Below are 25,452 nucleotides of genomic sequence, written 5' to 3'. Positions count from 1 at the left end.
TGAGAAGGAAAGTCCTATGACTTCAAGTACTAACAAAAATAATACCGTCCGAGTGGCTGCTGCACATGTTTCTTCAGAGTTTTTTGATCCTGAAGCGGGGGTAAGAAAAGCAATTAAATATCTAACTGAAGCGGCTAAAGCAGGTGTTGACCTTATTGTTTTTCCGGAGAGTTTTATTCCTGGTTTTCCAATCTGGAATGCATTATCAAGCCCAATAAAGGGACATGAAAATTTTGTTAAATTTGCTGCTTCATCGCTGCGTGTTGATGGACCTGAAATTAAGGCGATTGCTAGCGCTGCTGCACAACAGAAAATATCAGTTTCGCTTGGTTTTTCAGAAGTGGCTTCATACTCCGCAGGGTGTTTATGGAACTCCATGGTATTGATTAACGCACAAGGTATTATTGTTAATCACCACCGTAAACTAGTACCAACTTTTTATGAAAAGTTAACGTGGAGCCGTGGTGATGGAGCTGGGTTAACGGTTGTTGATATGCCGTTCGGTCGAGTGGGTGGCTTGATTTGTGGAGAAAATGGTAATCCTTTATCACGCTATGCTCTTATGGCGCAAGGTGAAGAGATTCACTGTGCTAACTATCCGCCAATTTGGCCATTTAAAGATCCTCGCAATTCAGAACCTTATGATTTAGCTGATGCAATTCGTGTACGTGCTGCTGCGCATTGTTTTGAAGCGAAAGTGTTTTCTATTGTTTCAGCAGGTTTTATAACAGATGAAAATATCGCTTTGTTGTGTGATGACGATGAAGCTAGAGCAATTTTAGAAGGCTCTCCAAGGTCTGCTTCTATGATTGTCACTCCTAGCGGAACAACATTAGGTGAAACGTTATCTGACCGTGAAGGGCTTGTAATAGCTGATATAGATGTTAGCAGCCTCGTAGAATTAAAGCAGCATCATGATATGGCTGGTTATTATAATAGACATGATGTGTTTAATGTATCGGTTAATCGCTCTCGACAAAAACCATTGCATGACATAGTCATTAATAGTGCGTCAAATTCTGTATCAGATGTTAATACAACATTAGAAGAGAGTTTGGAGCTGATTAATTATACTTAAAGTTTTTTAAGCAGTTTATGAGGCTGCTTCAAAAAAAGATTCAATATGGGCTGAAAATATATCTGCAATGCGTCGAGGTTCTAATCGACTGTAATGTACCAACACAATATTGAGTGGATCGACCTTATCTTTGATCGGTTTAATCACGACCTGATTACCATTATAGGTGACTGGAGATTTTGGTTTTAAGTTTAATACTGATACACCTAAACCACTCGCAACAAAGGTGCGAACAGTCTCAAATGAGTTAGTACGGTAACGTATATTGGGAGATAACTTATGTTTTGCAAAAAGCGAAATAAAGTAATCATTAGTATAAGGTAAATCCATTAAAATATAAGGACGCTGTACCAGGTCTTTTAGCTCAACTTCCTCTTGTTGAGCAAGCGGATCGTCGAGTGGTAACAGCGCATAGGGCTCTCTAGTTGCGATATATTTTGCTTTCATTGATTTGGGGATATTTAAATCAAATGTTAATGCTAGTTCTACTTTCCCGCTACTGAGTGCATCGAAAATAGCTGCTTGATCTAAGTCGTGAATATGAACATTAATATCGGGATATTTTTCTTTAAAGGTTCGAATAATTTCAGATAAATAATTGGATCCTAAGTTCATAAAGAAAGCGATAGAAATATTACCGATTAGTTGTGATTTAACAGCGCTTGTTGCCACGCGAAATGATTCTGCATGTCTTATCAGGATTCTTGCTTCTTCTAAGACTTTCATGCCCTGAGTGGTTAATCGGATACCTTTAGATGGATAGCGTACAAACAATTGAAGATCGAGTGTTTTCTCTATTTCTATAATTGCAGCAGAAATACTCGGTTGTGATATGTGGAGTTTATTAGCTGCCTCAGATAAGCTGCCACATTCTGCCGCCGCTATAAAATAACGAATAGGTCGTAGTTTTATATCCATGGTTTTTATCCTAATTATTGACGGGAATATAGCTAAATCCTATATGAAATGTTATTTAGTATAAACAACAATCACAATATATTGATTAAAGTTGAGATGTTTTGTGAGTTTTAGAAATAGCTGATTTAAGGTAGTAAATTCTGCTATTCATAACACTACTCATATGTACCAAAAGCTGAGAGCATTAAACTCATGCTTATTATATGAAAGCGTTTGATTTTAGACGATTTCTTACATATCACTCTGATCTTTAGTCAGGCGATATTATGGGTAAAAAATAAACTATTTACTTTTAATTTTTTAATTGAGTTTTTATGAATGATGTTTCTTTATGGCTTCTGTTAGCCTTTATCGTCGCAAGTTACGTACAAAGCATAACAGGGTTTGCGTTTGGCTTAATCGCAATGAGTATTGCAGGTGTATTCTCCTTAGTACCGATAGAAATTGCAGCATTTTCTGTGAGTGTGTTAAGTATGGTGAATGCGGGCACAAGTTTGTATGGTGGAGTGTGGAGGCAGGTAAATGCAAAGAATTTTTTGATCTTTTTTATTGGCTCTACTCCAATGATTGCCGTTGGTGTTTATCTATTAACTTTTTTTGGCGAAAACGCACTGCATTGGTTGCAACTCTTATTGGGAGTAAGCATTATTTTGGCGTGTCTAATGAGCTTAGTAAAGCCTAAGAAAGACGTTAAACCTTCCAGGTCTTGGGTGTATTTTGTATTTGGTGGTATTTCTGGAGTCTTTGGTGGTTTATTTGCTACTTCTGGGCCTCCTATCTCTTATTTAATGTACCGTCAGCCAATAGCTTTAAGTGTCATCCGAGCGACATTACTCAGTGTTTTCTTTCTTTCCTCTCTATTACGAATTGTTATTATGGGCGTGAGTAATCAAATTACAACACCAATGGTATGGTGTAGTTTAGCTGGGTTACCTTGTGTTTTTATTGTCGCAATGTTGGCTAAACGTTACCCACCTAATATTTCTCCACAAGTGATCAAGCGTATTGCACTTATATTATTGTTTTTATCCGGAGTTAGCTTGTCGTTAAAAGCATTACTTTAATAACTTATTTAAAAATATTGAAAAAACTTGGATATTAGCTTGGAAAAGTAGGGGACTAGAGCCACTATTTAATAATAAAGGAGAGGCTCACTTTCAAAAATAAGTTAGATTATTTTTCATGAATACTGAGAGCCATCTAGTTTATCTACTTTTCTAATCAAAGGTCGTGGACACCCATAAACTTTTATAATTATTTGGCTGCCCATAAACAAGGTTAAGCGACTCACGGTTATTTAGGATAAAGGCTCATACCTATTGTAAGCATGTGGCACATAAACACGACAGAGGTCAGTACAAAACGCATCTTTTGATAATCTTTGTGATAGGTTTTCCATTGCGCTGTGGTCTTTTCAAATATAAGTACCAACCAAAAGCTTGCTCCTAACCAAGCAAGCGTCCATTCAACAGGCAAAAATGATAAAAATGGTACCGGAATAACGGGGGCTACTGCTTTTATCACACCGCTATAACTTTGTTCACCAGCGCGCCACAGATTACCAGCCATAAAAGCAAGTATGGCAATACTATAAAAAGTAAAAAATGCTAAGTTTGCACTATTACTTCCAAACATTATCGGCCAGGCTACGCAGCCTAAAAATGGCAATAATCCTAAATAGCCAAGTTGAATATGGTTAATGAATTTTCTCATTGTGGCATGCCTTATGTGTAAGTGTTTTAAGCTGGGGATTGTAGTAGCGATTTGAAAATATGAATAAAGTAACGATTTATAAGTTAGTTACGAAAAGTACTAATGAATAGTTCAATCTCCGAAATTGATTGTTTTAATCTAAACAATCAATTTTATTTAACTTCTTTGGGTTCTGGCTGTATTAATCAGCTAACGAGAAAACCCATATATTTAGGCTGTTTGAGTTACTTTGATAAATATTTTTAAAACAAATGATGAATACTATGAGCACTGCATTAATCAGTACAAAAACTCAAGCTTTCAACGCAATTGCACACCACAGTGATAAAGGTAGTGAATAGCCATCAACTTTTATAGTTATTTGCCTGTCTGCGATTTCACAGCTATTTCACTAAATTATCTAGGTTGATTTTTGCTCCTACGCACGCGAAAACATCAACACGTCTCTACCCTGATGGTGGCTTACTACCGCTGAACAAGTCAATAGGACTTGTGGCTACTTGGGGAAAATAAAGATAACAAAGGTTACATTCAGTAGCCTTTCATTTAATTGTGTTTAATAGGAAGTATGATTTGTCGTTTAGTCACTCAGTAACTAATATAAACTTAAAAAATAGCTTTAAAACACTTTGCATTACAAAGTGAGTTAGAACAGGCTAACTTATATCTACAACCAGAAGTGCTGTTTCGAGTAACTTCTTTACTTAATTTTAATAGATCAATATTAATAATATTTCACAGAATTATAGTGATGAAGAAATAGTATGACTCCTCAGTAAAACTTAAGTCTTGTAGTGCATAATTTAATTTTACAAAAACACGAGACTATTTATATGAAATTACTCTTAGTTGAAGACTCTGAATCACTTAGAAATAGCCTAAAAGTGGGCTTAGGAAATTTAGGTTTTACTGTTGATGCAACTGGTGATGGAGCTGAGGGGTTAACCATGGCGACAATGGGAAACTATGATCTTATGATTTTAGACCTTATGTTGCCTAGTGTTGATGGTTTAACGGTATTAAAAACAATTAGGCGTAAAAAAAGTGAATTAAAAGTGCTTATTCTATCAGCTAAGGGCGAGACGGAAGATCGAATTGAAGGCTTAGTCTCAGGCGCTGATGATTATCTAGCGAAACCTTTCTCTTTTGATGAGTTACACGTTCGTTTACAAGCTCTATCTAGAAGAGGCGCTTTGCTAATAGATGAAAATATTATTGAGGTTAATGATTTTATTTTAAATACTCAATTATTTACTCTTTCATTTCATGGAAAAAATATTAATTTAACACCAAATGAATATAAGTTAATTGAATGTATTTTTAAGCAAAGAAAACTGGTTTTTTCTCCAGAAAAATTGAGTGAGTACCTGGCTGGGCAATATGATTCTATGTCTAAAAATACAATAGAGGCTCATTTATCCTCAGCGAGAAAAAAAGCAAAAGCAGCTGGAGGAATATTACCAATTATTAATAAGCGTGGTTTTGGTTACATGGTTGATCAAACTTTATGATGTCTATCAGAAATAATTTAGTTAAAAGCCTATCGATTTCACTTTCGCTTGTTTTTGCTTTAGTGATGCTAATTATAGATGTCGTACTCGATAATTGGGTCGATAAAGAATTTGAACAGTCACTTATGAGTAAAGCTTCATTATTAGTTGCTTTAGTATCAGAAGATGAGCGCGGTGTTGAGTTTGAATTTTCTGGTGAGTTTATGCCTGAATTTGAGAGGCAAAATAACGCGGAATATTTTCAATTATGGATAGGTGATGAAGTCTATGAAAAATCAGATTCATTAGATTTTCAATTAAATAATAGTTTGCCTTTTGTACCTTTATTGGAAGGTAAAAAGAAAATTATTGAGACTCGCTTACCCGATGGGCGTGACGGGTTAATTATTTATTACTCTTTTAAGGCACAAGTCGATACTGCCAAAAGATCTGGGTTTTACACACATTTAAAAGAGGCTGGTGTAACTCAACCTACAATGCTCTTAGCTTATGCGGCTTCTACAGAAGATACAGAGGGGATACTAGTTTTTCTAGACTTTTTGTTTGTTCTGGCGACGTTTATTGTTGTTTTTTTAGTTGTATATGTGGTGAGAAATAAGGTTGATCTAGGGTTAATTCCACTGAATGAATTAAATAATGAGCTTAAAAAAATTAAAATAAGCGATGAAAATTTAAAGCTATCAAATAAAAACTTGTCGCTAGAATTAGTGCCTTTTATAGATAGTATTAATAGCTTTATTGATCAGAATAAAACGTTATATGAAAAAGAAAAACGGTTAACTTCAGACATTGCACATGAATTAAAAACCCCTATTACAGAGTTGATTAACCTTACTGAAGTTGTTATCAAATTCCCTCAAGATAAAATATCCAAAGCTGATTACCCACAGCAAGTGTTAGGTATTTCTTGGCGCTTAAAAAATGTTATCTCAAATCTTTTATTGTTAAATAAGTTATCTGGTAATGGACTTCCTAAGGATGATATTTTTGATTATCAACAAATTATTCATGCACTATATGCTCCTTATGAAAGTCGCATCATTTTGAATTTTCAAACTGAGCTTCCTCCTTTAGAAAATAATTTATTTGCAGTAGAAACCGTTTTGAAAAACTTAATCAATAATGCTATTCAATATAGTCCTAAGGAGTCTGTGATATTGCTTACTTTAGAGTCAGTGGGCGAGTTACCTCATGTCTCAATCTCTAATGAAGTATCTGAAGCATTATCTGTTGAAGATTTAGAGAATATGTTTGAGCCTATGTGGCAAAAAGATATTTCTCGTAGCTCTAGTGAAAATTTTGGCCTGGGGTTGGCCATTGTTGCTTCTCTTTGTGATGCCATTGATGCAGACATTAAAGTTACATTAACTCAAAAAACGATTACGTTTGATGTGCTATTTAACTAGCGGCTAGATAGCGGTATTTTAATTATCTATATTAAACATTCAGTTTATATTAAGTGAACCTTAAGTCTTCCATGAAATAGTGTTTCCTATCTTAACTTAGGAAACTTTATATGATCTTACATACCTCTAATGATACCACGCAGAAAAATGCAGGGGCTTGCTCTATTGTTGTCCCAATTTATAACGAAGAAAATGTAATTCCCCAATTCCATTCTAGATTAAATCGTGTTGTAAAGTTATTGGATATGCAAGTCCATGTTATTTATGTGAATGACGGAAGCTATGATAAAAGCACTCAAATAATTGAAAACTTAACCAATTTAGAATACGACTTTACATTAATTAATTTAAGTCGAAACTTTGGTAAAGAGGCTGCTATGTCAGCTGGGTTAAGTAAAGCGGAGGGTGATTTCACTATTATTCTTGATGTAGATCTGCAAGATCCACCTGAGTTGATTCCTTCTATGATTGATAAATGGAAAGAGGGGGCGGATATTGTTTGCATGCAGCGTAATAAAAGATATGGGGAGTCATGGTTTAAAAAAGTCTCTGCCTTTTTGTTTTATAAAATAATTAATCGTTTAGCTGATTGCGATATTCCAGAAAACGTTGGCGACTTTAGGTTGTTAGATAAAAAAGTCGTGAGGGAGTTAATTCAATTACGAGAAAAAAATATATACATGAAAGGCTTATTAGCCTGGCCGGGGTTTAATCAAGTTATTTTAAGTTTTGATAGAGATCAGCGGTTTAGCGGAGAGTCAAAGTGGCCGTTACAAAAATTACTCGCTTTGGCGATGGATGGTATAACTTCGTTTAGTACAAAACCATTACAAATAGCGACCTACCTTGGAGCTGCAATTGCAAGTGGATCATTCTTTTATGCTGTTTTTACTGTTTTAAAAACATTCATCTTAGGTGAAACGGTGACAGGATTCCCTACCATTATTGTTGCTATTACTGGGTTAGGGGGAGTGCAGTTACTGTCGATTGGCTTAATAGGTGCATATGTAGGGAGAATTTATAATGAGGTTAAGAATCGACCTCGATTTATTGTTGCGTCTGAAGTGAATAAAGCAGCAGCAGAAACGAGTAAGGTCATTTCAATCTCATGCTCTCGAAAGGAGGTCATATAATGCAGAAGTTACCTATCCGCATTACCATTTTTATCTCCGTTATCATGCTTATTCGGTTAGCTTCACTCCAATTATATCCTTTAATGGATACCACAGAGGCCAGGTATGGAGAAATGGCTCGTTTGATGGTGGAAACCAATAATTGGATCACTCCTTTATTTAACTATGATGTGCCTTTTTGGGGTAAGCCTCCTATGCAGACTTGGGTAAGTGCATTATCAGGAAAAATATTAGGAATAAGTGAGTTTTCATTACGTTTTCCTCATTTTATCAGTGGCATACTAACCATCTTTATTGTTGGGTATTTTGCTTATAGAAAACGTATGTCGCCATCACTGAGTATGTTTGTGTTACTTACTTGCGCTGGGTTTTATATCGCAAGTGGTGCGATTATGACTGATTCATTGTTAACACTTTCAATGACCTTATCTATGTTTGGTTTTTATTTTGGATGGCAAAACCATAGTAAAAAATATGCTTATTTAGGGTTCGTTGGAATAGGTCTTGGTCTATTGATTAAAGGACCACTTATTATTGTGTTGATTGGCCTATCTATTCTTCCTTGGATCATTATTAATTATGGAGTGTTAGAAGGGGCGAAACAATTTTGGTTGCGTATTCCCATTTTTTCAGGGTTCTTACTATCGTTAATAATTGCTGGTCCATGGTATATAGTTGCAGAACAAACAACGCCAGGCTTTCTTCATTACTTCTTAGTTGGTGAGCATTGGTCTCGATTTACTGTTAGTGGTTGGAATGGAGACCTTTATGGTAATGCACATGACGAGCCTAGAGGAATGATCTGGTTGTTTTGGCTATACACCGCATTTCCTTGGTCTTTGGTTCTCTTATATCGACTAATCAAAAGCTCAAAACAGAGAATGCTTTTTACAGATAGTGAAAGTAAAAACTGGCATACTTTTTTGCTCTGTTGGTTAATTTCTCCCATGTTATTATTTACATTTTCGGGCAATATTTTACCTATGTATGTATTACCTGGTTTACCTGCATTGGCTTTGTTATTAACTTCGAGAAAGCAAACATTGAGTCGAGGTGAAATATCCATTGGTTGTTTTGCACCTGTTGTTGTCGTCTGCTTACTAATATTTGGAAAACCAACCTTTGAAGCAAAAAGTGATGCTGTTTTAATAGAAGCAACAAATAAAAAATTTCCAGTCTATTATATTAATAACTACAGTTTTTCTGGAAGATTTTACACCCAAGGACAAGCTAAAATCTGGAGGGAAGAGAATCAAAAAACTACGTTACCCTACTACATTGTGACAGCTGATAATCAAATCAAAAATAATATGAAAATATTAAATAACTGTAGTTTCAAAACTAAAAATAGAAAGCGCTCTCTGTATTTTTGTTCGAATAACCAAAATGAATAAAAAACTCTGCTTTTTAACCGTTGGGGCAATTGCGTTCTGTATTGACGCCAGTGTTTTTTGGTTCTTATTTGACGTAGTGAGTATTGAAATGTATTGCTCTAGAATTACAGCATTTATTTTTGCTGTGTTAGTTACTTGGTATGGGAACCGAACATTTACTTTTCAAGAGCGAAAGCAATTACCAATATATAAACAACTTAGAAGAGCTTTTGTTAGCTCTCTTTGCTCGCTATTACCAAATATAACGTTTTTTTATCTGTTAACTTCCGTTTTACCACAACCTAATTTTATTCATATAGCATTTATAGGAGGAGTGATTGCAGGAACAATTAGTAATTTTATATTGAGTGATAAGTTCGTTTACAAGGAATGCTAACTCTTGGTGTTCACTTATTTACCAGACTATCTGATTAATATTTCTATATCAGTTCGTACCTGGATTGAGTTATTGAAGTTCTGTGAAGTTCTGTGAAGTTCTGGACACCCAATAGTTAATTGCAATAAAATCAAAATTTTGCGATTTAAAACCTTTGGGTGTTCTGTCATTCTATATTAAAACCTCAACAAAGTACGAGGGTGTCGGTTAAACTCTCTAGTCATAATGCTAATTGGATCAAACACATGACTCTCAACTATATGCCTACCGTTAAAGACTGGCTTTCTCTGCTGTTACTCATTCTGTTGTGGGGAACATCATTTATGTTTACCGCTGTCTCACTTCAAAGCTTTAGTCCTGTGGCTATCGTCTCTCTTAGAGTCTTGATTGCAGCGATTATTCTCACTCTCTTTATGTATGGCAAGGGGTGGCGTTTGCCTGTGGAGCCCTTGGCTTGGGCGATCTTTTTACTGTTAGGTATCATGGGTAATTTGTTGCCTTTTTTTCTTATCTCAACAGGTCAGAAGGATATTAGCTCGGGCATTACGGGGTTATTGATGGCATTTATGCCGTTAGCGACAATGATTTTGGCGCATTATTTTGTGTCTGGAGAAAGCCTTAACCGCTTTAAAGTTTTTGGTTTTATATTAGGCATTACTGGTGTGGTGATTGTGCTTTGGCCGTCACTTGTAGGTGCCCACAGTAGTTTGCTGAGTGGTCTATTGATTTTATTCGCAACTTTTAGTTATGCGATAAATGCCATTTTAGTGAGGCGATTACCCTCCTATAATCCTGTTGTTACGGCAGCAGGTGTGATGATTATTTCTAGTATCGTTATAGTGCCATTGTGGTTGTGGCAAGATTTACCGTGGCAACAAAGTTATTCTTTAAAAGCCTCGTTATCCATGTTGTGGTTAGGTGTTGGTCCGACTGCATTTGCCACCATTCTTTTGTTTGCCGTTATTGGTTCGGCAGGTCCTACATTTCTTTCCTATATAAATTACGTGATTCCTGTTGTGGCGTATTTTACTGGCGCACTTCTTTTAGGCGAAACTATTGATTGGCACAGCCTGGTAGCAATGTTATTTATTATTTCTGGAATAGCACTAACGCGCAAACGGATAGCTAATTGAATAACTACAGAGTTCTGACGGGCCATTATTGTTTTCTACCTTTGAGTATGCGGTTTTATATGCGAAGAGGTCGTTGTTATAACAACGTTTCGCCAACCTTGAGTATTGTTTCCGATACGCCTTATTAACTAATGAAGAAGTATGTGAACGATGTTGTCAGTTATATTCTAAATCTGTTTTAGTGGAAAGGCGGCAAAGCTTACAAACAAGCTCAATCATAAAAAATAAAGCGGTGTTAGCGGTTATTAATGAGTATTAATAACCAGTAAACTTATCTACTTTTTATCATCTTTTGTTGTGCCAAGATTTTGCTCTGCACGAAGGGCTTTTTGTGCGCGTTCATCAAGTGGTACGCAACAGCGTTTATTTTCTGGGGTTAACCCCATTTCATCTAGCCAATTACAGTAGCGTTGCCACGTTTTAGTGATTATGTTCATGAAACCTCGATTCTTGTTGATAATCTAGTTATTAGCGAGATACATAGTGCAAGACAGTTTATGAATACTCGACAAAGAGGCTATCATACACTGCTGACTTTATAGCTCACCATTTTCAACTGCTTAACGAGATATTAAGGTTAAGTGGCGCGCCTACTCAGTAAATCCATTTATAAATTGACTGCTCAACCTCGAAGATATATTAATATCTTCGAGGTTTTTTATATCTATTGAATATTGAGATAAGCATCGGAGTAAGCTATGAGTACACAGCAGCTAGAGCAACTGATTGCATTAATTGATGATGCAAATAATCAAGATCCTAATATAGTTTCGCTTGCAGGTGTTGAATGGCCTAAAGAGCGATTGTATTCACAGCGAATGACTGAGATGTTGTTTCGTTTTAAACATGATGCCAGTGAAATAATACAGATCGCCGTGCGAGGGCAGCATATTCAACGCTGGCAATCATTACGTAGCGATTACCCAGAAGGTAAGCAAGGATATCACCAGTGGCGAACTAACCTTTATACGTTTCATGCCAACCGTGTGGCTGAACTAATGCAACAAGCTGGTTATCAAGCAGATACAATAGAGCAAGTTAAAAATGCAGTGGGGAAAAAGTCTATTAAGCGTAACCCTGATAGTCAATTACTTGAAGATATAGCTGGCTTAGTGTTTGTTGAATACTACATGCTTGAGTTTGCCAATAAGCATCCTGAATACAGCGAAGAAAAGTGGATGGGGATTATCCTTAAAACTTGGAAGAAAATGTCTGATGATGCCCACCAGTTTGCATTAGCAGGAGGCATTACTTTACCCGTGCCTCTACAAAGCTTAATTGTTAAAGCCATTAGTTAATTTCTATCTTTAAAAATGAAATCGATATGATTTTGCTATTTATAGGGGGCTGCGTTGATTCATTGCTCCCTGTCTGATTCAGTCGTCATGTTCCCCTGTACGAGGCTTGTCAATTATTATCATTTATTTACTTCTTTTGACTAATCTAATTGGTATAAAGCAGATTTATTGGATTGTCTTAAAACATCATTTTTTGTCTAAAAATACTGGTTTATGCAATTAAAAGTCTATTTCCCCTTTCTATCTTTTTCTAAGTAAAAAACTATTTTTTATTTTATGTATTTAATCGCACTATTTAGTGATTTTTTGTGTGCTAATAAGCGCTTCTTAATTTATTGTATTGTTTATTTAATTCTTTTTACTTAGCCTTAAGTTATGTAGTTACTCTTCAATAGTAGGTAGGTGTACATGAATAGCAAAATGAGCCAAAAGTTAGACATTCTCGAGCAAGTATTCACTCAATTAAAAGCACACTTCCCGGTGCGAGAACAACCTTTATTAGAAAATTTTATTTCCGGTATTTATCGTGATGTTAGCATTGTAGATTTAGCTACTATTAGTCCTGACGATTTAGCGGGCCTAACGGTTTCATTATGGAGAGAGGTGCACGTTTGGAAAGGGCAAGCGGCAAAGGTTAAAGTATTCAATCCAGATGTAGAGCAAGACGAGTGGCAATCCACTCATACCATTATCAGTATTCTAAGCCGTAACATTCCCTTTGTTATTGATACTATCAAAATAACTTTAAACAAATTAAATACTAAATTACACCGAATTTTTTACAGTGAAATATGTAGTGAGCGTACCGTCAGTGGAAAATTAAAAAAACTCAATACCGATGATATTAAAGTTAATGATTTAAATACTGAGTTACTGTTATATATTGAAATCGACCAAACTAGTTCTGCTACTGAGCGCGCTAAAATTCAAAGTAGTTTAGAGCAAGCTTTAGCTAATGTGTCATTAGTGGTTGATGATTACCTAACTATTCAAAGCAAAGTAAAGTCAGCTATTCAAAAAAGTAAAAAAGAAAGCGCAGTTATCACGGAAAAAGATGGTTTTGACGAGCAGCAAACTTATTTGAGTTGGATGTTAGATGATCATTTTACTTTTTTAGCGTGTGATGAATTTAAAGTTAAAGATGATGTGATCAGTATTACAGAAGGCAGTGCGTTAGGGTTATTTAAACATAATAAGTTTATGTCTGATCAAGAGCACTTTGATTGTTTACATGAGCTGAAAAATAGCTCGCTTCTGCATTTTAGTAAAGTATCGCAGCGAGCATTAGTTCATCGTATTGCTTATCCTGATGTGGTCTATATTAAACAATTCGATAAGCAGGGTAATTTGATTGGTGGGATTCGTTTAATCGGTCTTTACACATCTTCTGTATACAGTGGCAGCCCATTAGGTATTCCGGTTATTCGCCATAAAATAAGCAATATCTTAGCGCAATCAGGTTTAAGTTTAGGCAGTCATTACTACAAAGAGCTCTCACAAATATTATCCACTTATGCGGTGGAGGATTTATTGCTATGTGATGAGGAGACCTTGCTTAACAATGTGATTGAAGTGTTACATGCCCAAGAAAGAAAGCAGCTTAAATTATTCCTAAGAACAGACGGTAATAAACGTTTTGTGACCGCTCTGTTATACGTACCACGCGACCTATACAATACAGAAGTAAGATTGAAATTTGTTGAGCTGTTGTCGCGCACTATGGATATTGCGGATAGTGACTTTCAAACTTACTTAAGTGAGTCCAATCTAGCTCGTCTGCGTTTGGTGATTCATCTAGATAAGCCTTATCAAGGTGACTTAGAAACTAACGCTATTCAATTACGTATGCAGCAGATAACTAAAGCGTGGAGTGAGGAACTACAAGAGTCGTTAATTGAAAACTACGGTGAAGAAACGGCTGTGAAACTGGCTCGTAAGTATGCATCAGCTTTTCCTACTAGCTACCAAGATAGCTTTAGTTCTCGTGTTGCGGTAACCGACATTGCACGTATTGAGTCGTTATTTAAATCCCCTGAACGTTCAATGGGATTACGTTTCTACCGTTCTATTGAAGCGAATAACAGTGGTTTAAAACTAAAACTATTCCACCAAGACGGCGCATTGCTGCTATCCGATTTAATCCCTATTTTAGAAAATTTAGGATTAAAAGTGGCGCAAGAATACCCATTCCAAGTTTGTCCAGCTGGTGAAAGTACCTTCTGGTTATATGACTTTACTTTATTGTATGGAGATGATGCCGGTTTTGACCCTGAAAGTTACCGTCATTTGTTCTCCGATGCTTTTTTAGCAATTTGGTATGCACAAACCGATAATGACCCATTTAATAAACTTATCTTAGGGGCTGGTATCGCTTGGCGTGATATTGCGATGTTGCGTGCATATGCTAAATATTTAAAACAGATCCGCTTTGGTTTCAGCCATTATGCTATCGCTAAAATTCTGCTAGATCACAGTGGCTTTGTTAAACAAATTGTTGAGTTATTCCATGCGCGCTTTAATCCTGAAAAGCAGATGAGTCTCGAAAAACAAACCGCAATGGAAAATAATATTTTAGAAGGGCTAAACGAAGTGAGTAACCTCAATGAAGATCGAGTGTTACGCAAATATGTTGAGCTAATTATGGCGACGATTCGTAGTAATTATTTCCAACAACAAGATGGACAATTTAAAGAATATATTAGCTTTAAATTTGATCACAAAAAAATAAGCGAAATACCACTGCCCCGTTTAAGTTACGAGGTGTTTGTTTATTCACCACGTTTTGAAGGTGTGCATCTTCGTGGCGGTAATGTTGCTCGTGGAGGTTTACGTTGGTCTGACCGTGGTGAAGATTACCGTACAGAGGTCTTAGGTTTAGTAAAAGCACAACAAGTAAAAAACTCGGTGATTGTACCGGTAGGTGCTAAAGGAGGCTTTGTTGCTAAGCACCTTAACCCTTCAATGGATAGAGATACCTTCATGCAAGAAGGGATTACTTGTTACAAAATGTTCATCAGTGCGCTATTGGATATTACTGATAATTTAGAAGCCGGTAATCTATTACCGCCACAACAAGTGGTGCGTTACGACAATGATGACCCATATTTAGTGGTTGCAGCTGACAAAGGGACAGCGACCTTCTCTGACATTGCTAATGAGTTAGCAACGGATCGTAATTTCTGGCTAAACGATGCTTTTGCATCGGGCGGCAGTAATGGTTATGACCATAAGAAAATGGGGATTACCGCTAAAGGTGCGTGGATAAGTGTTCAGCGTCACTTCAGAGAATTAGGTATTGATGTTCAAGCGCAACCTATTTCAGTGATTGGTATTGGTGATATGGCTGGAGATGTATTCGGTAACGGAATGCTGTGTTCTAAGAAGATTAAGTTAATGGCTGCATTTAACCATTTACACATCTTCATCGATCCAAATCCAAGTAATTTAGATGCATGCTTTGAAGAGCGTCAACGTCTATTTGATACTCCAAGAACGAGTTGGGCGGATTATAACACTAAGTTAATTTCTGCTGGTGGCGGTATCTTTGAGCGCTCTGCTAAGTCGATAGCCGTTTCGCCGGAAATGGCAAAAGCCTTTGATATTAAAAAAGCAAAGGTTACACCAACAGAGCTGATTTCATTATTGCTTAAAGCACAAGTTGATCTACTGTGGAATGGCGGCATTGGTACTTATGTTAAGAGCAGTAAAGAGAGCCATGCTGATGTTGGCGATAAAGCGAATGACATCTTACGTGTTAATGGTAAGGAGTTGCGTTGTAAAGTGATTGGTGAAGGCGGTAATTTGGGGATGACTCAGAGTGCCCGTATTGAGTTTGCTAATCATGGAGGTCAATGTTTCACTGATGCGATTGACAATGCTGCTGGCGTAAACTGTTCAGATTTAGAAGTGAATATTAAAATCCTCCTGGATAAACTAGTTTCAAAGGGAGATTTAACCGTTAAGCAGCGTAATGTTTGGTTACAGAATATGACCGATCAAGTTTCTGATTTAGTGTTGCATAACAATTACCGCCAAGCGCAAAGTATTAGCTTATCTTTCCTTCAAGGACATAAAAGTATTGAGTCGTTACGTGGCTTAATTAATAGCCAAGAAGAAAAAGGCAAGTTAAATAGAAGCTTAGAGTTTATCCCAAGCGATGAGGAAATCACGGAACGCAAAAATGCTGGCTTAGGGCTAACACGCCCAGTTATTTCAGTGATGATCTCTTATGCTAAAAATGAGATGAAAGAAGAATTAGCTAAAGCACGTATTGCAGAAGATGGCTATTTAGCTAAAGAGGCTGAAAAGGTTTTTCCTGCTGAGTTAGTTAAAGCGTACAAAGCTGAAATTCATGAGCACTCTTTATTGTCAGAACTTGTTGCGACTAAAGTAAGTAATGATCTCTTTAATATTATGGGCGCTTCTTTTGCTTATCGTATTATGTCCAGTACTGGTTGTTCATTCCTAGAGCTAGCAAAAGCTTGGGTTGCTGCGCGTGATATCTTTGATTTACCTGAGTTGTTAGCTGAAATTGAGTCATTAGACAATAAGATAGCCAGTGCCGTACAAGCGGAGTTAATTAATAAGTTAAAACGTATGGTGCGCCATGCTTCACGCTGGATAATTAGAAGTCATAGAGAGCAGTTGGATTGTGCTTCTTTAATTAAGAAATACCGTACGTCCTTGCAAGAAGTGAAGGCTAATTTACCTAAACTATTAAGTGAGCAAAGCTTAAAACAACGTCAAGCTGAGTTAGACAAGGCTGAAAAAGAGGGGGTACCTGCGATACTTGCAGAAAAACTCTGTAATACAGAGCAATCTTATGCGTTGCTTAATATTATTGATGTTGCGAGTAAATTAAAACTAGACCCACAACTTGCTGCGAGTGTTTATTTTTACTCAGAAGAGAATCTCAAGCTAGCAGATATTTCTGCACAGCTAAACTTGTTACCTGTTGATAGTCATTGGCAGTTATTAGCGAGAGAAGCGATGCGAGATGACTTAGAGTGGCAACAAAAACGCATTACCAGAGCAATCTTATTAATGATTGAAGGTAAAGAGTTTGTAAAAGCTTATGACGATTGGTTAGAGCTACATAAAAATCTAGCTACTCGCTGGCACAAGATGACAGAGGCTTTATCAGCAGTGAGCACGCCCGAGTTTAGTATGTGTCAAGTTGCGCTAAGAGAGTTACTTGACCTATCTAAGAGTTAAATAATCGTTGATATTTAAACCTAAAAAGCGATGTTAGTTATAGCATCGCTTTTTTATTAGCTGTGATTTAATCGTGAGGTGCTGTATTAAATTTATGAGGATGCTTTTTCTGCTATCTTCTTCAGCATAAATGCAGTACCTACAAACGCAAAGCTTGCAGTGACCATGGTAGACGCGCCAAAACCACTGGCGCAATCCATCTTCATATTACCGTCTGATTCTGCTTTCTCTTTACATACTTCACCGTTTAAATCTGGGTAGCTGAGCTGCTCTGTAGAAAACACGCAGTTAATTCTAAATTTACGTTTAGGGTTGGTAGTAAAATTAAAGTGCCGACGTAGTTCAGAGCGCACTTTAGCAGCTAGTGGATCTTGAATGGTGCGTGCTAAATCAGTGACTTGGATTTGTGTCGGATCTAATTGTCCACCAGCGCCTCCGCAGGTAAGTAAAGGGTATTTATTACGTTTACAATGTGCGACTAAAGCCACTTTCGCATGGATACTATCGATGGCATCAAAGATATAATCCATATCACTAGACAGATAATCAAAACAATTTTGTTTATCGATAAAGTCATCAATACAATTAACGATGATCTCTGGATTAATTTGTTTACAACGCGCCGCCATCACTTCAATCTTTTGTTGTCCAACCGTGTCGGCTAAAGCATGTACTTGACGATTAGTGTTGGTGACACATAAGTCATCCATATCGATTAAAGTAAGTTGACCAATACCTGATCGAGCTAATGATTCAACCACCCAAGAGCCTACGCCACCAATACCTACAACGCAGACATGGCTATCTTTAAATTTTTTTAATGCGGTCGTGCCATATAAGCGTTTAATACCACCAAAGCGGTTTTCATATTGTTCGTTCATGGGCTAACTCATGTTGATTTTGGAAGCAGGATTATACTGTCTGATAATAAATATGCAAAAACACAGATGAGATTTTTTCTAGTTTGTGATTATTCATTTTGAATTAGTTTGAACTGTTAGTGAAAGGATAACAATGCGAACACTTCAGAATAAAATAGTGAATATTACGTGATAAGTTCGTGAGATCTCCCCGCCATACTCTCCACATCAACTAATTACAGCACAATAACTTAACTAAGATAAAAGGGAGTTTCTACATGTCAAACAAGCACTTAATTGCCGCAGGCCTATTTGGTTTATTTTCCGCAACGGGTCAAGCACAAGACTTAACACTTACTTTAACTAACTTAACTCATAATATTTATTTTACACCAGTTGTTGCTGGTGCACATGATTCAAGCACTGAAATATTTGAAACAACGGTTGCAGCATCTGAAGAGCTAGAAGTTTTAGCGGAAGAAGGGGACTTCACTGGTGTAAGTGGCTTATTAGGTAATGCAGGTGCGGATGTTGTTGATAACCCTGCTGGTGGTTTATTAGCATCAGGTGAATCAACAAGTTTTACATTAAGCAATGCTAGCGGTAACGATTACCTATCAATTGCAGCAATGATGTTACCTACTAATGATGCTTTTATTGGTTTAGATAGCTGGGAAATTCCAAGTGAAGCGGGCACCTACACTGTCTACCTTAATGCATATGATGCAGGTACAGAAGCAAATGATGAACTAGCAGCAAGCATTCCAGCCTTCCCTGGTGGTGATGCTGGAACAGGTGGTTCAGGGGTAACGACAGAAATCAGTAATGCAACCGTACACATTCACCCTGGTGTGGTTGGAGATGCTGACTTAGAAGGTGGTATTAGTGATTTAAACAATAGTACACATCGTTGGTTAAATCCTGTGGCTAAATTGACTGTTGTTGTTGAATAGGAGGCTTTATGATTAAATTTTCTAAAGTCGCTATTGCTACCGTTGGCGCGTTAACGTTAGCGGCATGTAATGATGATTCTGACACAGTGACTGTCATCGAAACTCCAGTTGAGTACGAAGTTGTACTGAAAAATTTAACTAACGGACAGCCTATTTCACCACCGTCATTACTATTACATGATACAGGTGCTCTGTTTACTGTTGGTGAGTCTGCTTCTGAGGCATTAGAACTATTAGCAGAGTCAGGAGATGCAAGTGGCATATTAAGTGACACTCGTTTTATTCTCAGTTCAGCTAGTGCTAGTGGCGGTATTACTTATGGGACATCTACGACAATTACAGTGAGTTATACTGATAATGTAAAATATTTGTCATTTGTGAGCATGTTAGGAAATAGTAATGATGCTTTCACCGGTCTCAACCAAGTGGACTTAACAGATTTAGCGCTGAATGATTCTGTAACTTATCAAACAGTTGCTTATGATGCAGGTACTGAAGCAAATACAGAAACTGTAGATACTGTTCCTGGTCCCGCTTCTAATGCAGCCTCTCCTGATGGTACTGCTGGCGAAGCCTTTAATGCTGAGCGAGATGATATAGATATAGTGACAATGCACCCAGGGATTGTGAGTAGTGATGATGGCCTAATTACATCAGCGTTAACCTACCAACAAAAGTTCGATAACCCTGTTATGTCCGTTACTATCACTCGTACCAGATAAACTAGTATGACTTATTGATTGTTATAAGCTTAATTGGTGATTAGCCTTCAATAAGTCTTTTTCTTAGAGAGTTGAAAATGGCAGATAGTATTTTAATTGTAGAAGATGACCAAGATATTGCAGAGTTAATCAAGGTCAATATGCAAGACCTTGGGTTAGAAGTAACACATTGTGATAATGGCGAAGACGCGATTAAACAAGCTTTAGAAAATGACTACTCATTATTGATGTTAGACCTTAATTTACCTGGCTGTAGTGGCTTAGATGTCTGTCGTAAAGTAAGGGAAGCAAAGCAAGAGCAAGCTATTTTAATGCTCACCGCTAGAACCTCTGAATTAGACCGTGTATTAGGCCTCGAATTAGGAGCCGATGATTACATGGCAAAACCCTTCAGCGTGAGAGAGTTACAAGCTCGAGTACATGCCTTATTACGCCGTGTTCATCTATTACAAAATAATCAAGCGCAAGATCCAGTGGTAGATAGCAGTGTAATTTGTCATGGTCAGTTGATGATCAATCAACGCACTCATGAAGTGGTGTTGCGGGAACAGAGTTTAGATCTTACTTCTACAGAATTTGACCTATTAAGCTTTATGGCTCAACACCCTGGGCAAGTTTTTTCCCGTACTCAATTGTTGGATAAAGTGTGGGGATATCAACACAGTGGTTATGAACACACAGTGAATTCACATATTAACCGCCTACGTAATAAATTAGTGGCTGGGCAACCCAACTCAAACAACAAAGTGTTTCCGCATATCATCCAAACTGTTTTTGGTGTCGGTTATAAATTTAGTCCGGAAGGTGTCGCTTAATGAAGGTGTCACTTTATCAACGCATGACCCTTGCTTTGGTACTGCTGTTTATTGCGATCACTTGTGTGGTTTCTTGGTGGTCTGCTACATTAGAAAAAACCTCTCACCATGAAGCTGAACAGCGCCTTCACTTAGAGCTTGCCGAACATCTAGGTCATGATAACCCGTTGTTAAAAGAGGGAGTTTATGACCAAGATGCTTTAAAAAACCTATTTCATAGTTTAATGATTTTAGGGCCTAGCTTTGAATTTTATTTCATTTCTCCAAGTGGCCAGTTAGTTAGTTATTCTGCTGAAAAGAGTGCCATTAAGCGTCAGAATATTAATGTCGCGCCGTTAGTGGATTTTATAAATCGTAAAAAATCATTGCCTATCTATGGTGATGATCCCCGTGATAGTGAACAACAAAAAATATTTTCAGCCGCACCGATTTATAACGGTGAAAATCTACAAGGGTATTTATATGTGATCATCGGCGGTCAAGCCTATGACTCAGCTTTTGCAGATGTAGAGTCTGACTTACTTCGCTCACAATCTGTAATTTTTATATTAGGTGTAGTGGTTTCTTTCTTTTTAGTCTCGATTATTTTATTACGTATTTTAACTAATCCTTTGAAACAATTAACCAATAACATTCGTGCTTTTAAAAAAGCCGGTTTTGAAAAGAACAAAGTAGAGTTACAGCAATGGCCAGCAGCAAAGCATAATGAGATCCATGAACTTGGTGATGCCTTTAACGAGATGGCTGAGCAAATTAATTATCAATTTGTGCAGCTGCAGTCCATTGATAAAACCCGAAGAGAGATGCTAACGGATCTTTCCCACGATTTACGTACGCCATTAGCAGCTTTGCAAGGTTACTTAGAAACCATTCAGTTACGCGGTGATACGTTAGATAAAGAACAACATCAGCGCTTTATTGATATTGCGTTTAAAAATGCCAATCAACTAAAAAAGTTGGTTGATCAAATCTTTGAGTTAGCACATTTAGATGGTGGGCAGGTCACGTTGCAGTTAGAGAGTTTCCCGTTACCTGAATTGTTACATGATATTGTGGCTAAGTTTCAACATCGCTTGCAAGACAAACAATTGAAATTAACCATTGCGCCTGAGCAGTGTGATCATATGGTATATACGGATATTGGTAAATTAGAGCGTGTGTTAAGTAACTTGATTGATAATGCTATTCGCCATAGCCATCAAGGTGGTTGCATTAGTATTGAAGTCAGTGAAGAGGAAAATAATAAGCTACACCTTGCTGTGATCGATAATGGTACAGGGATTCATGAGCATGAATTAGCTTATATTTTTGATGCACGTTATCGAGCAAGTAATGCCATCTTTGATAAAAAAGAACATGGTGGTTTAGGGTTAGCAATCACCCAAAAGTTATTACGTTTATTGCACTCTGAAATTAGTGTAGAAAGCCAAATCGGCAAAGGTACTTCTTTCCACTTCAGTTTAAATAGAAGTTAATACGCTTAATTAACTCCTACTTTCCTACCAGTGCTTACGTTTATATTTGGCGTAAGCACTGTTTTTTTGTGTGGATTAATTATTCTGAACGAATATTCTCATTAAAGTGTTCAATAGCTTCAACTACTCGAATTGCCCCATTTTGTATATCAACAATAGTCACACCTGCCTCTGTTGAGAACTCTAAAGCATTGCTTGCTTCTCTTTTACATTGTTCGATTAAAGCGACGGCTTCAGCCATTTGTTGGACGTTATCGTTGACCACTTTACTGATCTCTTCTGTGGTCGCATTGGTACGTGAAGCAAGGCTTCTTACTTCATCTGCAACTACCGCAAACCCACGCCCTTGTTCACCAGCTCTAGCTGCTTCTATCGCTGCATTAAGTGCTAATAAGTTGGTTTGTTCTGCAATGCCTTTTACACTACCTGCTAGGTTACTAATATGCTCTGAATGTACATTTAAAAACTTGATGTTCTCACTCACTTTTTCCATTTGAGCCGTTAATTGTTGCATGCCGTTAATGGTATCTTGGATGATTTCTTTACATTTTTCAGATTGCTCTTGTGTTTCACCAGAGACTTGATGAGCAATTTGTGAAGCTTCAATTGCAGCTTGTTCTTGTTCTATTTGCGAAGTAATTAAAGTTGCAAATTTAATGATTTTGTAAAGTTCACCACGGTCATTATGAATTGGATTATAAGAAGCTTCTAACCAGATTTCTCGACCGCCACTATCTATTCGTTTAAAGCGATTAGAGACAGCTTCACCACTACCTAATTTTTCCCAGAATAAACGATATTGCTCCGTGTTCGTTTCTGCAGGATCACAAAACATACGGTGGTGATGACCTTTAATATCTTCTAGTCGGTATCCCATACCTTGTAAGAAGTTACTATTGGCTGTGATCACTTCTCCATTAGGGGTAAATTCGATAGTCGACATAGAGCGATTAATGGCTGCTAAAGTATCTTGCTGTTGGCGTGAGTGCTCAATGGTACGTGTCAGTTCAGTACAGAATACTACAAATGAAGATAAGTTATTTTGTTCATCGACAATGGGCTCAACCATAGATCTCAGCCAAGTTAATTCACCATTGTTTTTATCGGCCTGTACTGCTCCGTGCCATTTACTACCAGTCTGCAATGCCGCTTTTAAAGCTTGAAAGTGACCTGTATCTCGGTAGTACTCGGGGACCATTTCGGTAAAATGCTTACCATGAATATCATTTTTATTAAAGCCAAGTTCTTTCTCAGCCATCTGGTTGATAGAAGTTATTTTTCCACTTTTATCTAATGAAAAATGAATCATGTCTTTTTCAAGGCTTTGACCAACTTGTTTAAGAACAAAAAGTTCATCCTTGAGTTTTTGATTTTCTTCCTTTAATGCTTTGCTCTTAAACATTTAGCTTCTCTCTATAATATTTGTTTCAACGAATAGGTTATAAAAATATACAGTAAGTAATAGTGTAGTTAAATTAATTAAAAGGTGGTAGTTAAATGAGGATAAATTAGTGTTTTTGTGCGGAGCTTATAAATTAAAGACAGTCTTGAAGGTGTCATCGCAACACAGGTTGTTTTTTAGGTGCTTTGTAAGGGAGGTAAAGCGTATTCATTTTTTATTTAATACTTTAATGGTTACAGAGACAAAAAAGCCAAGCAAATGCTTGGCTTATATTAAACTTATCAAAGCGACTTTTAGTTAGACGCTTCAACGATAGTTTTCATGTCTTTCATGTAGCCACGTAGTTTCTTACCTACGATTTCTACAGGGTGGTTACGAATTTCTTCGTTGATTTCGATTAAGCGAGCGTTATCAACAGAGTTAGACTTAACTGTTAATGGCTTACCTAGGAACTCAGGGCTCATTGCTTTAACGAAGTCTGCAAGTAATGGTTTTGCAGCGTGGTCGAATAGGTAACAACCGTATTCAGCTGTATCAGAGATAACAACATTCATTTCGTAAAGTTTCTTACGAGCGATTGTGTTAGCAATTAGTGGTGTTTCATGTAGAGACTCGTAGTATGCAGACTCTTCGATGATACCTGATGCAGTCATTGCTTCAAACGCAAGCTCAACACCCGCTTTAACCATTGCAACTAAGAAGATACCGTGGTCGTAGAACTCTTGCTCGTCAATTTCCATGTCGCCAGCTGGTTGCTTTTCAAAACCAGTTTCAGCTGTTGCTGCACGCCATTTAAGTAGGTTAACGTCATCGTTTGCCCAGTCAGCCATCATAGTTGCAGAAAACTCGCCTTCGATGATGTCATCCATATGCTTGTTGAATAGCGGACGTAAGATATCTTTAAGTTCTAAAGACATATCGAATGCTTTGATTTTAGCTGGATTAGATAGACGATCCATCATGTTGGTGATGCCGCCGTATTTAAGACCTTCAGTTACTGTTTCCCAACCGTATTGGATAAGTTTAACTGCGTAAGATGGCTCTAAACCGTCAGCAACCATTTTTTCATAGCCTAAGATAGCACCTGTTTGTAACATACCACATAGGATAGTTTGCTCACCCATTAGGTCAGATTTAACTTCGGCTACGAAAGAAGACATAAGTACACCAGCACGGTCACCACCAGTTGCAGATGCATATGCTTTAGCCCATGCTAAACCGTGGTTTTGCGGGTCATTTGCAGGGTGAACAGCGATTAGCGTTGGTACACCGAAACCACGTTTGTATTCTTCACGTACTTCTGAACCAGGACATTTAGGTGCACACATGATAACAGTGATATCTTCACGTACTTGCATACCTTCTTCAACGATGTTGAAACCGTGAGAGTAAGCTAGTGTAGAACCTTCTTTCATTAATGGCATTACTGCGCCAACAACTGCTGTGTGTTGTTTGTCAGGTGTTAGGTTACATAGTAAATCTGCTTGTGGAATTAGTTCTTCGTAAGTACCTACTGTAAAACCGTTTTCCGTTGCGTTTTTCCAAGATTGACGTTTTTCAGCAATGGCTTCAGCACGTAATGTGTAAGAAACGTCAAGACCTGAATCACGCATGTTAAGACCTTGGTTAAGACCTTGCGCACCACAACCGATGATAACTACTTTTTTGCCTTTTAATGCTTCACAACCGTCAGCAAATTCGCTGCGATCCATAAAACGACATTGACCTAGTTGATGTAACTTCTCACGTAGAGGAAGAGTATTAAAGTAGTTAGCCATGTTAGCTGCACTCCGAAATAAATTAATAGGGAAAATGACATTTTAATAAGTGGTCATTTGAATTCGGGAGTCACTATAACGCATAAGGCGTATTGCGCAAAATGATATATTAGCAATGTTACGTTGCGTAAAATGAAATGATACAATAACTATATTGCGTTTATTGAAAGTGAGAATCACTTTTATCATACAAATGTGAGCATCACGATATTATGACAAATGATTTACTATTATGATGTGCTTTATGATGGTAATTTTATTTTTACCTATAGT

The 25,452-nt window shown here is 37.2% G+C and carries 20 protein-coding genes; 14 read left to right on the top strand and 6 right to left on the bottom strand.

From position 1 onward, the window contains the following. The first annotated feature begins 16 nt into the window (after window positions 1-16). Window positions 17-1,078 carry a carbon-nitrogen hydrolase family protein gene (locus OW492_RS10575; protein WP_290039925.1) on the top strand — a complete coding sequence of 354 codons (1,062 nt, stop codon included), beginning with the start codon at window positions 17-19 and terminating at the stop codon, window positions 1,076-1,078. Between the two features lie 15 nt (window positions 1,079-1,093). Here OW492_RS10575 and OW492_RS10570 read toward each other — a convergent pair whose 3' ends face one another. Continuing rightward, window positions 1,094-1,996, bottom strand: a complete 903-nt coding sequence (locus OW492_RS10570) for a LysR family transcriptional regulator (RefSeq protein ID WP_290039924.1) — start codon at window positions 1,994-1,996, stop codon at window positions 1,094-1,096. A 314-nt stretch (window positions 1,997-2,310) separates the two neighbouring features. On the opposite strand from OW492_RS10570, the gene OW492_RS10565 reads away from it, so the two are divergent. Further along, on the top strand, window positions 2,311-3,060 hold the full coding sequence (locus tag OW492_RS10565) for a sulfite exporter TauE/SafE family protein (protein ID WP_290039923.1): 750 nt from the start codon (window positions 2,311-2,313) through the stop codon (window positions 3,058-3,060). A 229-nt stretch (window positions 3,061-3,289) separates the two neighbouring features. Here OW492_RS10565 and OW492_RS10560 read toward each other — a convergent pair whose 3' ends face one another. Further along, the gene (locus OW492_RS10560; RefSeq protein WP_290039922.1) at window positions 3,290-3,709 is read right to left on the bottom strand and encodes a DUF3429 domain-containing protein; all 420 of its coding nucleotides are present in this window, start codon (window positions 3,707-3,709) and stop codon (window positions 3,290-3,292) included. 833 nt (window positions 3,710-4,542) lie between these two features. Between OW492_RS10560 and OW492_RS10555 the strand changes: the two genes are divergently transcribed. The 6 genes from OW492_RS10555 to OW492_RS10535 all read left to right on the top strand — a co-directional run bounded on the left by OW492_RS10555 (window position 4,543) and on the right by OW492_RS10535 (window position 10,662). After that, window positions 4,543-5,220 carry a response regulator transcription factor gene (locus OW492_RS10555; protein ID WP_290039921.1) on the top strand — a complete coding sequence of 226 codons (678 nt, stop codon included), beginning with the start codon at window positions 4,543-4,545 and terminating at the stop codon, window positions 5,218-5,220. Then, window positions 5,217-6,626 carry an ATP-binding protein gene (locus OW492_RS10550; RefSeq protein WP_290039920.1) on the top strand — a complete coding sequence of 470 codons (1,410 nt, stop codon included), beginning with the start codon at window positions 5,217-5,219 and terminating at the stop codon, window positions 6,624-6,626. Before OW492_RS10555 ends, OW492_RS10550 begins: the two co-directional genes overlap by 4 nt. Window positions 6,627-6,736: 110 nt before the next feature. Beyond that, on the top strand, window positions 6,737-7,759 hold the full coding sequence (locus OW492_RS10545; RefSeq protein ID WP_290039919.1) for a glycosyltransferase family 2 protein: 1,023 nt from the start codon (window positions 6,737-6,739) through the stop codon (window positions 7,757-7,759). After that, entirely contained in the window at window positions 7,759-9,153 is a 1,395-nt protein-coding gene (locus OW492_RS10540; RefSeq protein ID WP_290039918.1) for a glycosyltransferase family 39 protein, read from the top strand. Before OW492_RS10545 ends, OW492_RS10540 begins: the two co-directional genes overlap by 1 nt. Then, window positions 9,146-9,529 (top strand): GtrA family protein, encoded by a 384-nt coding sequence (locus OW492_RS17035; protein ID WP_354669231.1) that lies wholly within the window; start codon window positions 9,146-9,148, stop codon window positions 9,527-9,529. Before OW492_RS10540 ends, OW492_RS17035 begins: the two co-directional genes overlap by 8 nt. A 200-nt stretch (window positions 9,530-9,729) precedes the next feature. Further along, a complete protein-coding gene (locus OW492_RS10535; protein ID WP_290039917.1) occupies window positions 9,730-10,662 on the top strand; it encodes a DMT family transporter in 933 nt (310 codons plus the stop codon). Between the two features lie 275 nt (window positions 10,663-10,937). Here OW492_RS10535 and OW492_RS10530 read toward each other — a convergent pair whose 3' ends face one another. Then, entirely contained in the window at window positions 10,938-11,099 is a 162-nt protein-coding gene (locus OW492_RS10530) for a hypothetical protein (RefSeq protein ID WP_290039916.1), read from the bottom strand. A 261-nt stretch (window positions 11,100-11,360) separates the two neighbouring features. Between OW492_RS10530 and OW492_RS10525 the strand changes: the two genes are divergently transcribed. Beyond that, window positions 11,361-11,960, top strand: coding sequence for a DUF4202 domain-containing protein (locus tag OW492_RS10525; RefSeq protein WP_290039915.1), 600 nt, complete (start codon window positions 11,361-11,363; stop codon window positions 11,958-11,960). 408 nt (window positions 11,961-12,368) lie between these two features. Continuing rightward, entirely contained in the window at window positions 12,369-17,174 is a 4,806-nt protein-coding gene (locus OW492_RS10520) for an NAD-glutamate dehydrogenase (protein ID WP_290039914.1), read from the top strand. 92 nt (window positions 17,175-17,266) lie between these two features. Here the strand turns inward: OW492_RS10520 and tcdA are convergent, their stop codons facing one another. Next, the gene (tcdA, locus tag OW492_RS10515) at window positions 17,267-18,055 is read right to left on the bottom strand and encodes a tRNA cyclic N6-threonylcarbamoyladenosine(37) synthase TcdA (protein ID WP_290039913.1); all 789 of its coding nucleotides are present in this window, start codon (window positions 18,053-18,055) and stop codon (window positions 17,267-17,269) included. Window positions 18,056-18,312: 257 nt separating this feature from the next. Between tcdA and OW492_RS10510 the strand changes: the two genes are divergently transcribed. The 4 genes from OW492_RS10510 to OW492_RS10495 all read left to right on the top strand — a co-directional run bounded on the left by OW492_RS10510 (window position 18,313) and on the right by OW492_RS10495 (window position 21,999). Beyond that, complete coding sequence (locus tag OW492_RS10510) at window positions 18,313-18,987, top strand: spondin domain-containing protein (protein ID WP_290039912.1); 675 nt, start codon at window positions 18,313-18,315, stop codon at window positions 18,985-18,987. Window positions 18,988-18,995: 8 nt separating this feature from the next. After that, window positions 18,996-19,709, top strand: a complete 714-nt coding sequence (locus OW492_RS10505) for a spondin domain-containing protein (protein ID WP_290039911.1) — start codon at window positions 18,996-18,998, stop codon at window positions 19,707-19,709. A 77-nt stretch (window positions 19,710-19,786) separates the two neighbouring features. Beyond that, window positions 19,787-20,524: a response regulator transcription factor gene (locus OW492_RS10500; protein WP_290039910.1), complete on the top strand. Its 738-nt coding sequence runs from the start codon at window positions 19,787-19,789 to the stop codon at window positions 20,522-20,524. Beyond that, window positions 20,524-21,999 carry a HAMP domain-containing sensor histidine kinase gene (locus OW492_RS10495; RefSeq protein ID WP_290039909.1) on the top strand — a complete coding sequence of 492 codons (1,476 nt, stop codon included), beginning with the start codon at window positions 20,524-20,526 and terminating at the stop codon, window positions 21,997-21,999. The genes OW492_RS10500 and OW492_RS10495 overlap by 1 nt, the downstream gene beginning before the upstream one ends. A 79-nt stretch (window positions 22,000-22,078) precedes the next feature. On the opposite strand, the gene OW492_RS10490 is transcribed toward OW492_RS10495, so the two are convergent. Together OW492_RS10490 and ilvC are read right to left on the bottom strand one after the other, a co-directional pair. Further along, window positions 22,079-23,401: a PAS domain-containing methyl-accepting chemotaxis protein gene (locus tag OW492_RS10490; RefSeq protein ID WP_290039908.1), complete on the bottom strand. Its 1,323-nt coding sequence runs from the start codon at window positions 23,399-23,401 to the stop codon at window positions 22,079-22,081. Window positions 23,402-23,694: 293 nt separating this feature from the next. Continuing rightward, window positions 23,695-25,179, bottom strand: a complete 1,485-nt coding sequence (gene ilvC, locus OW492_RS10485; RefSeq protein ID WP_290039907.1) for a ketol-acid reductoisomerase — start codon at window positions 25,177-25,179, stop codon at window positions 23,695-23,697. Window positions 25,180-25,452 lie beyond the last annotated feature (273 nt).

Source organism: Psychromonas sp. 14N.309.X.WAT.B.A12 (genome assembly GCF_030397575.1).
In the GTDB taxonomy this organism is placed as follows: Bacteria; Pseudomonadota; Gammaproteobacteria; order Enterobacterales; family Psychromonadaceae; genus Psychromonas.
The sequence above is the reverse complement of the archived record's forward strand: the minus strand, read 5'-3'. Positions and strand labels throughout refer to the sequence as shown.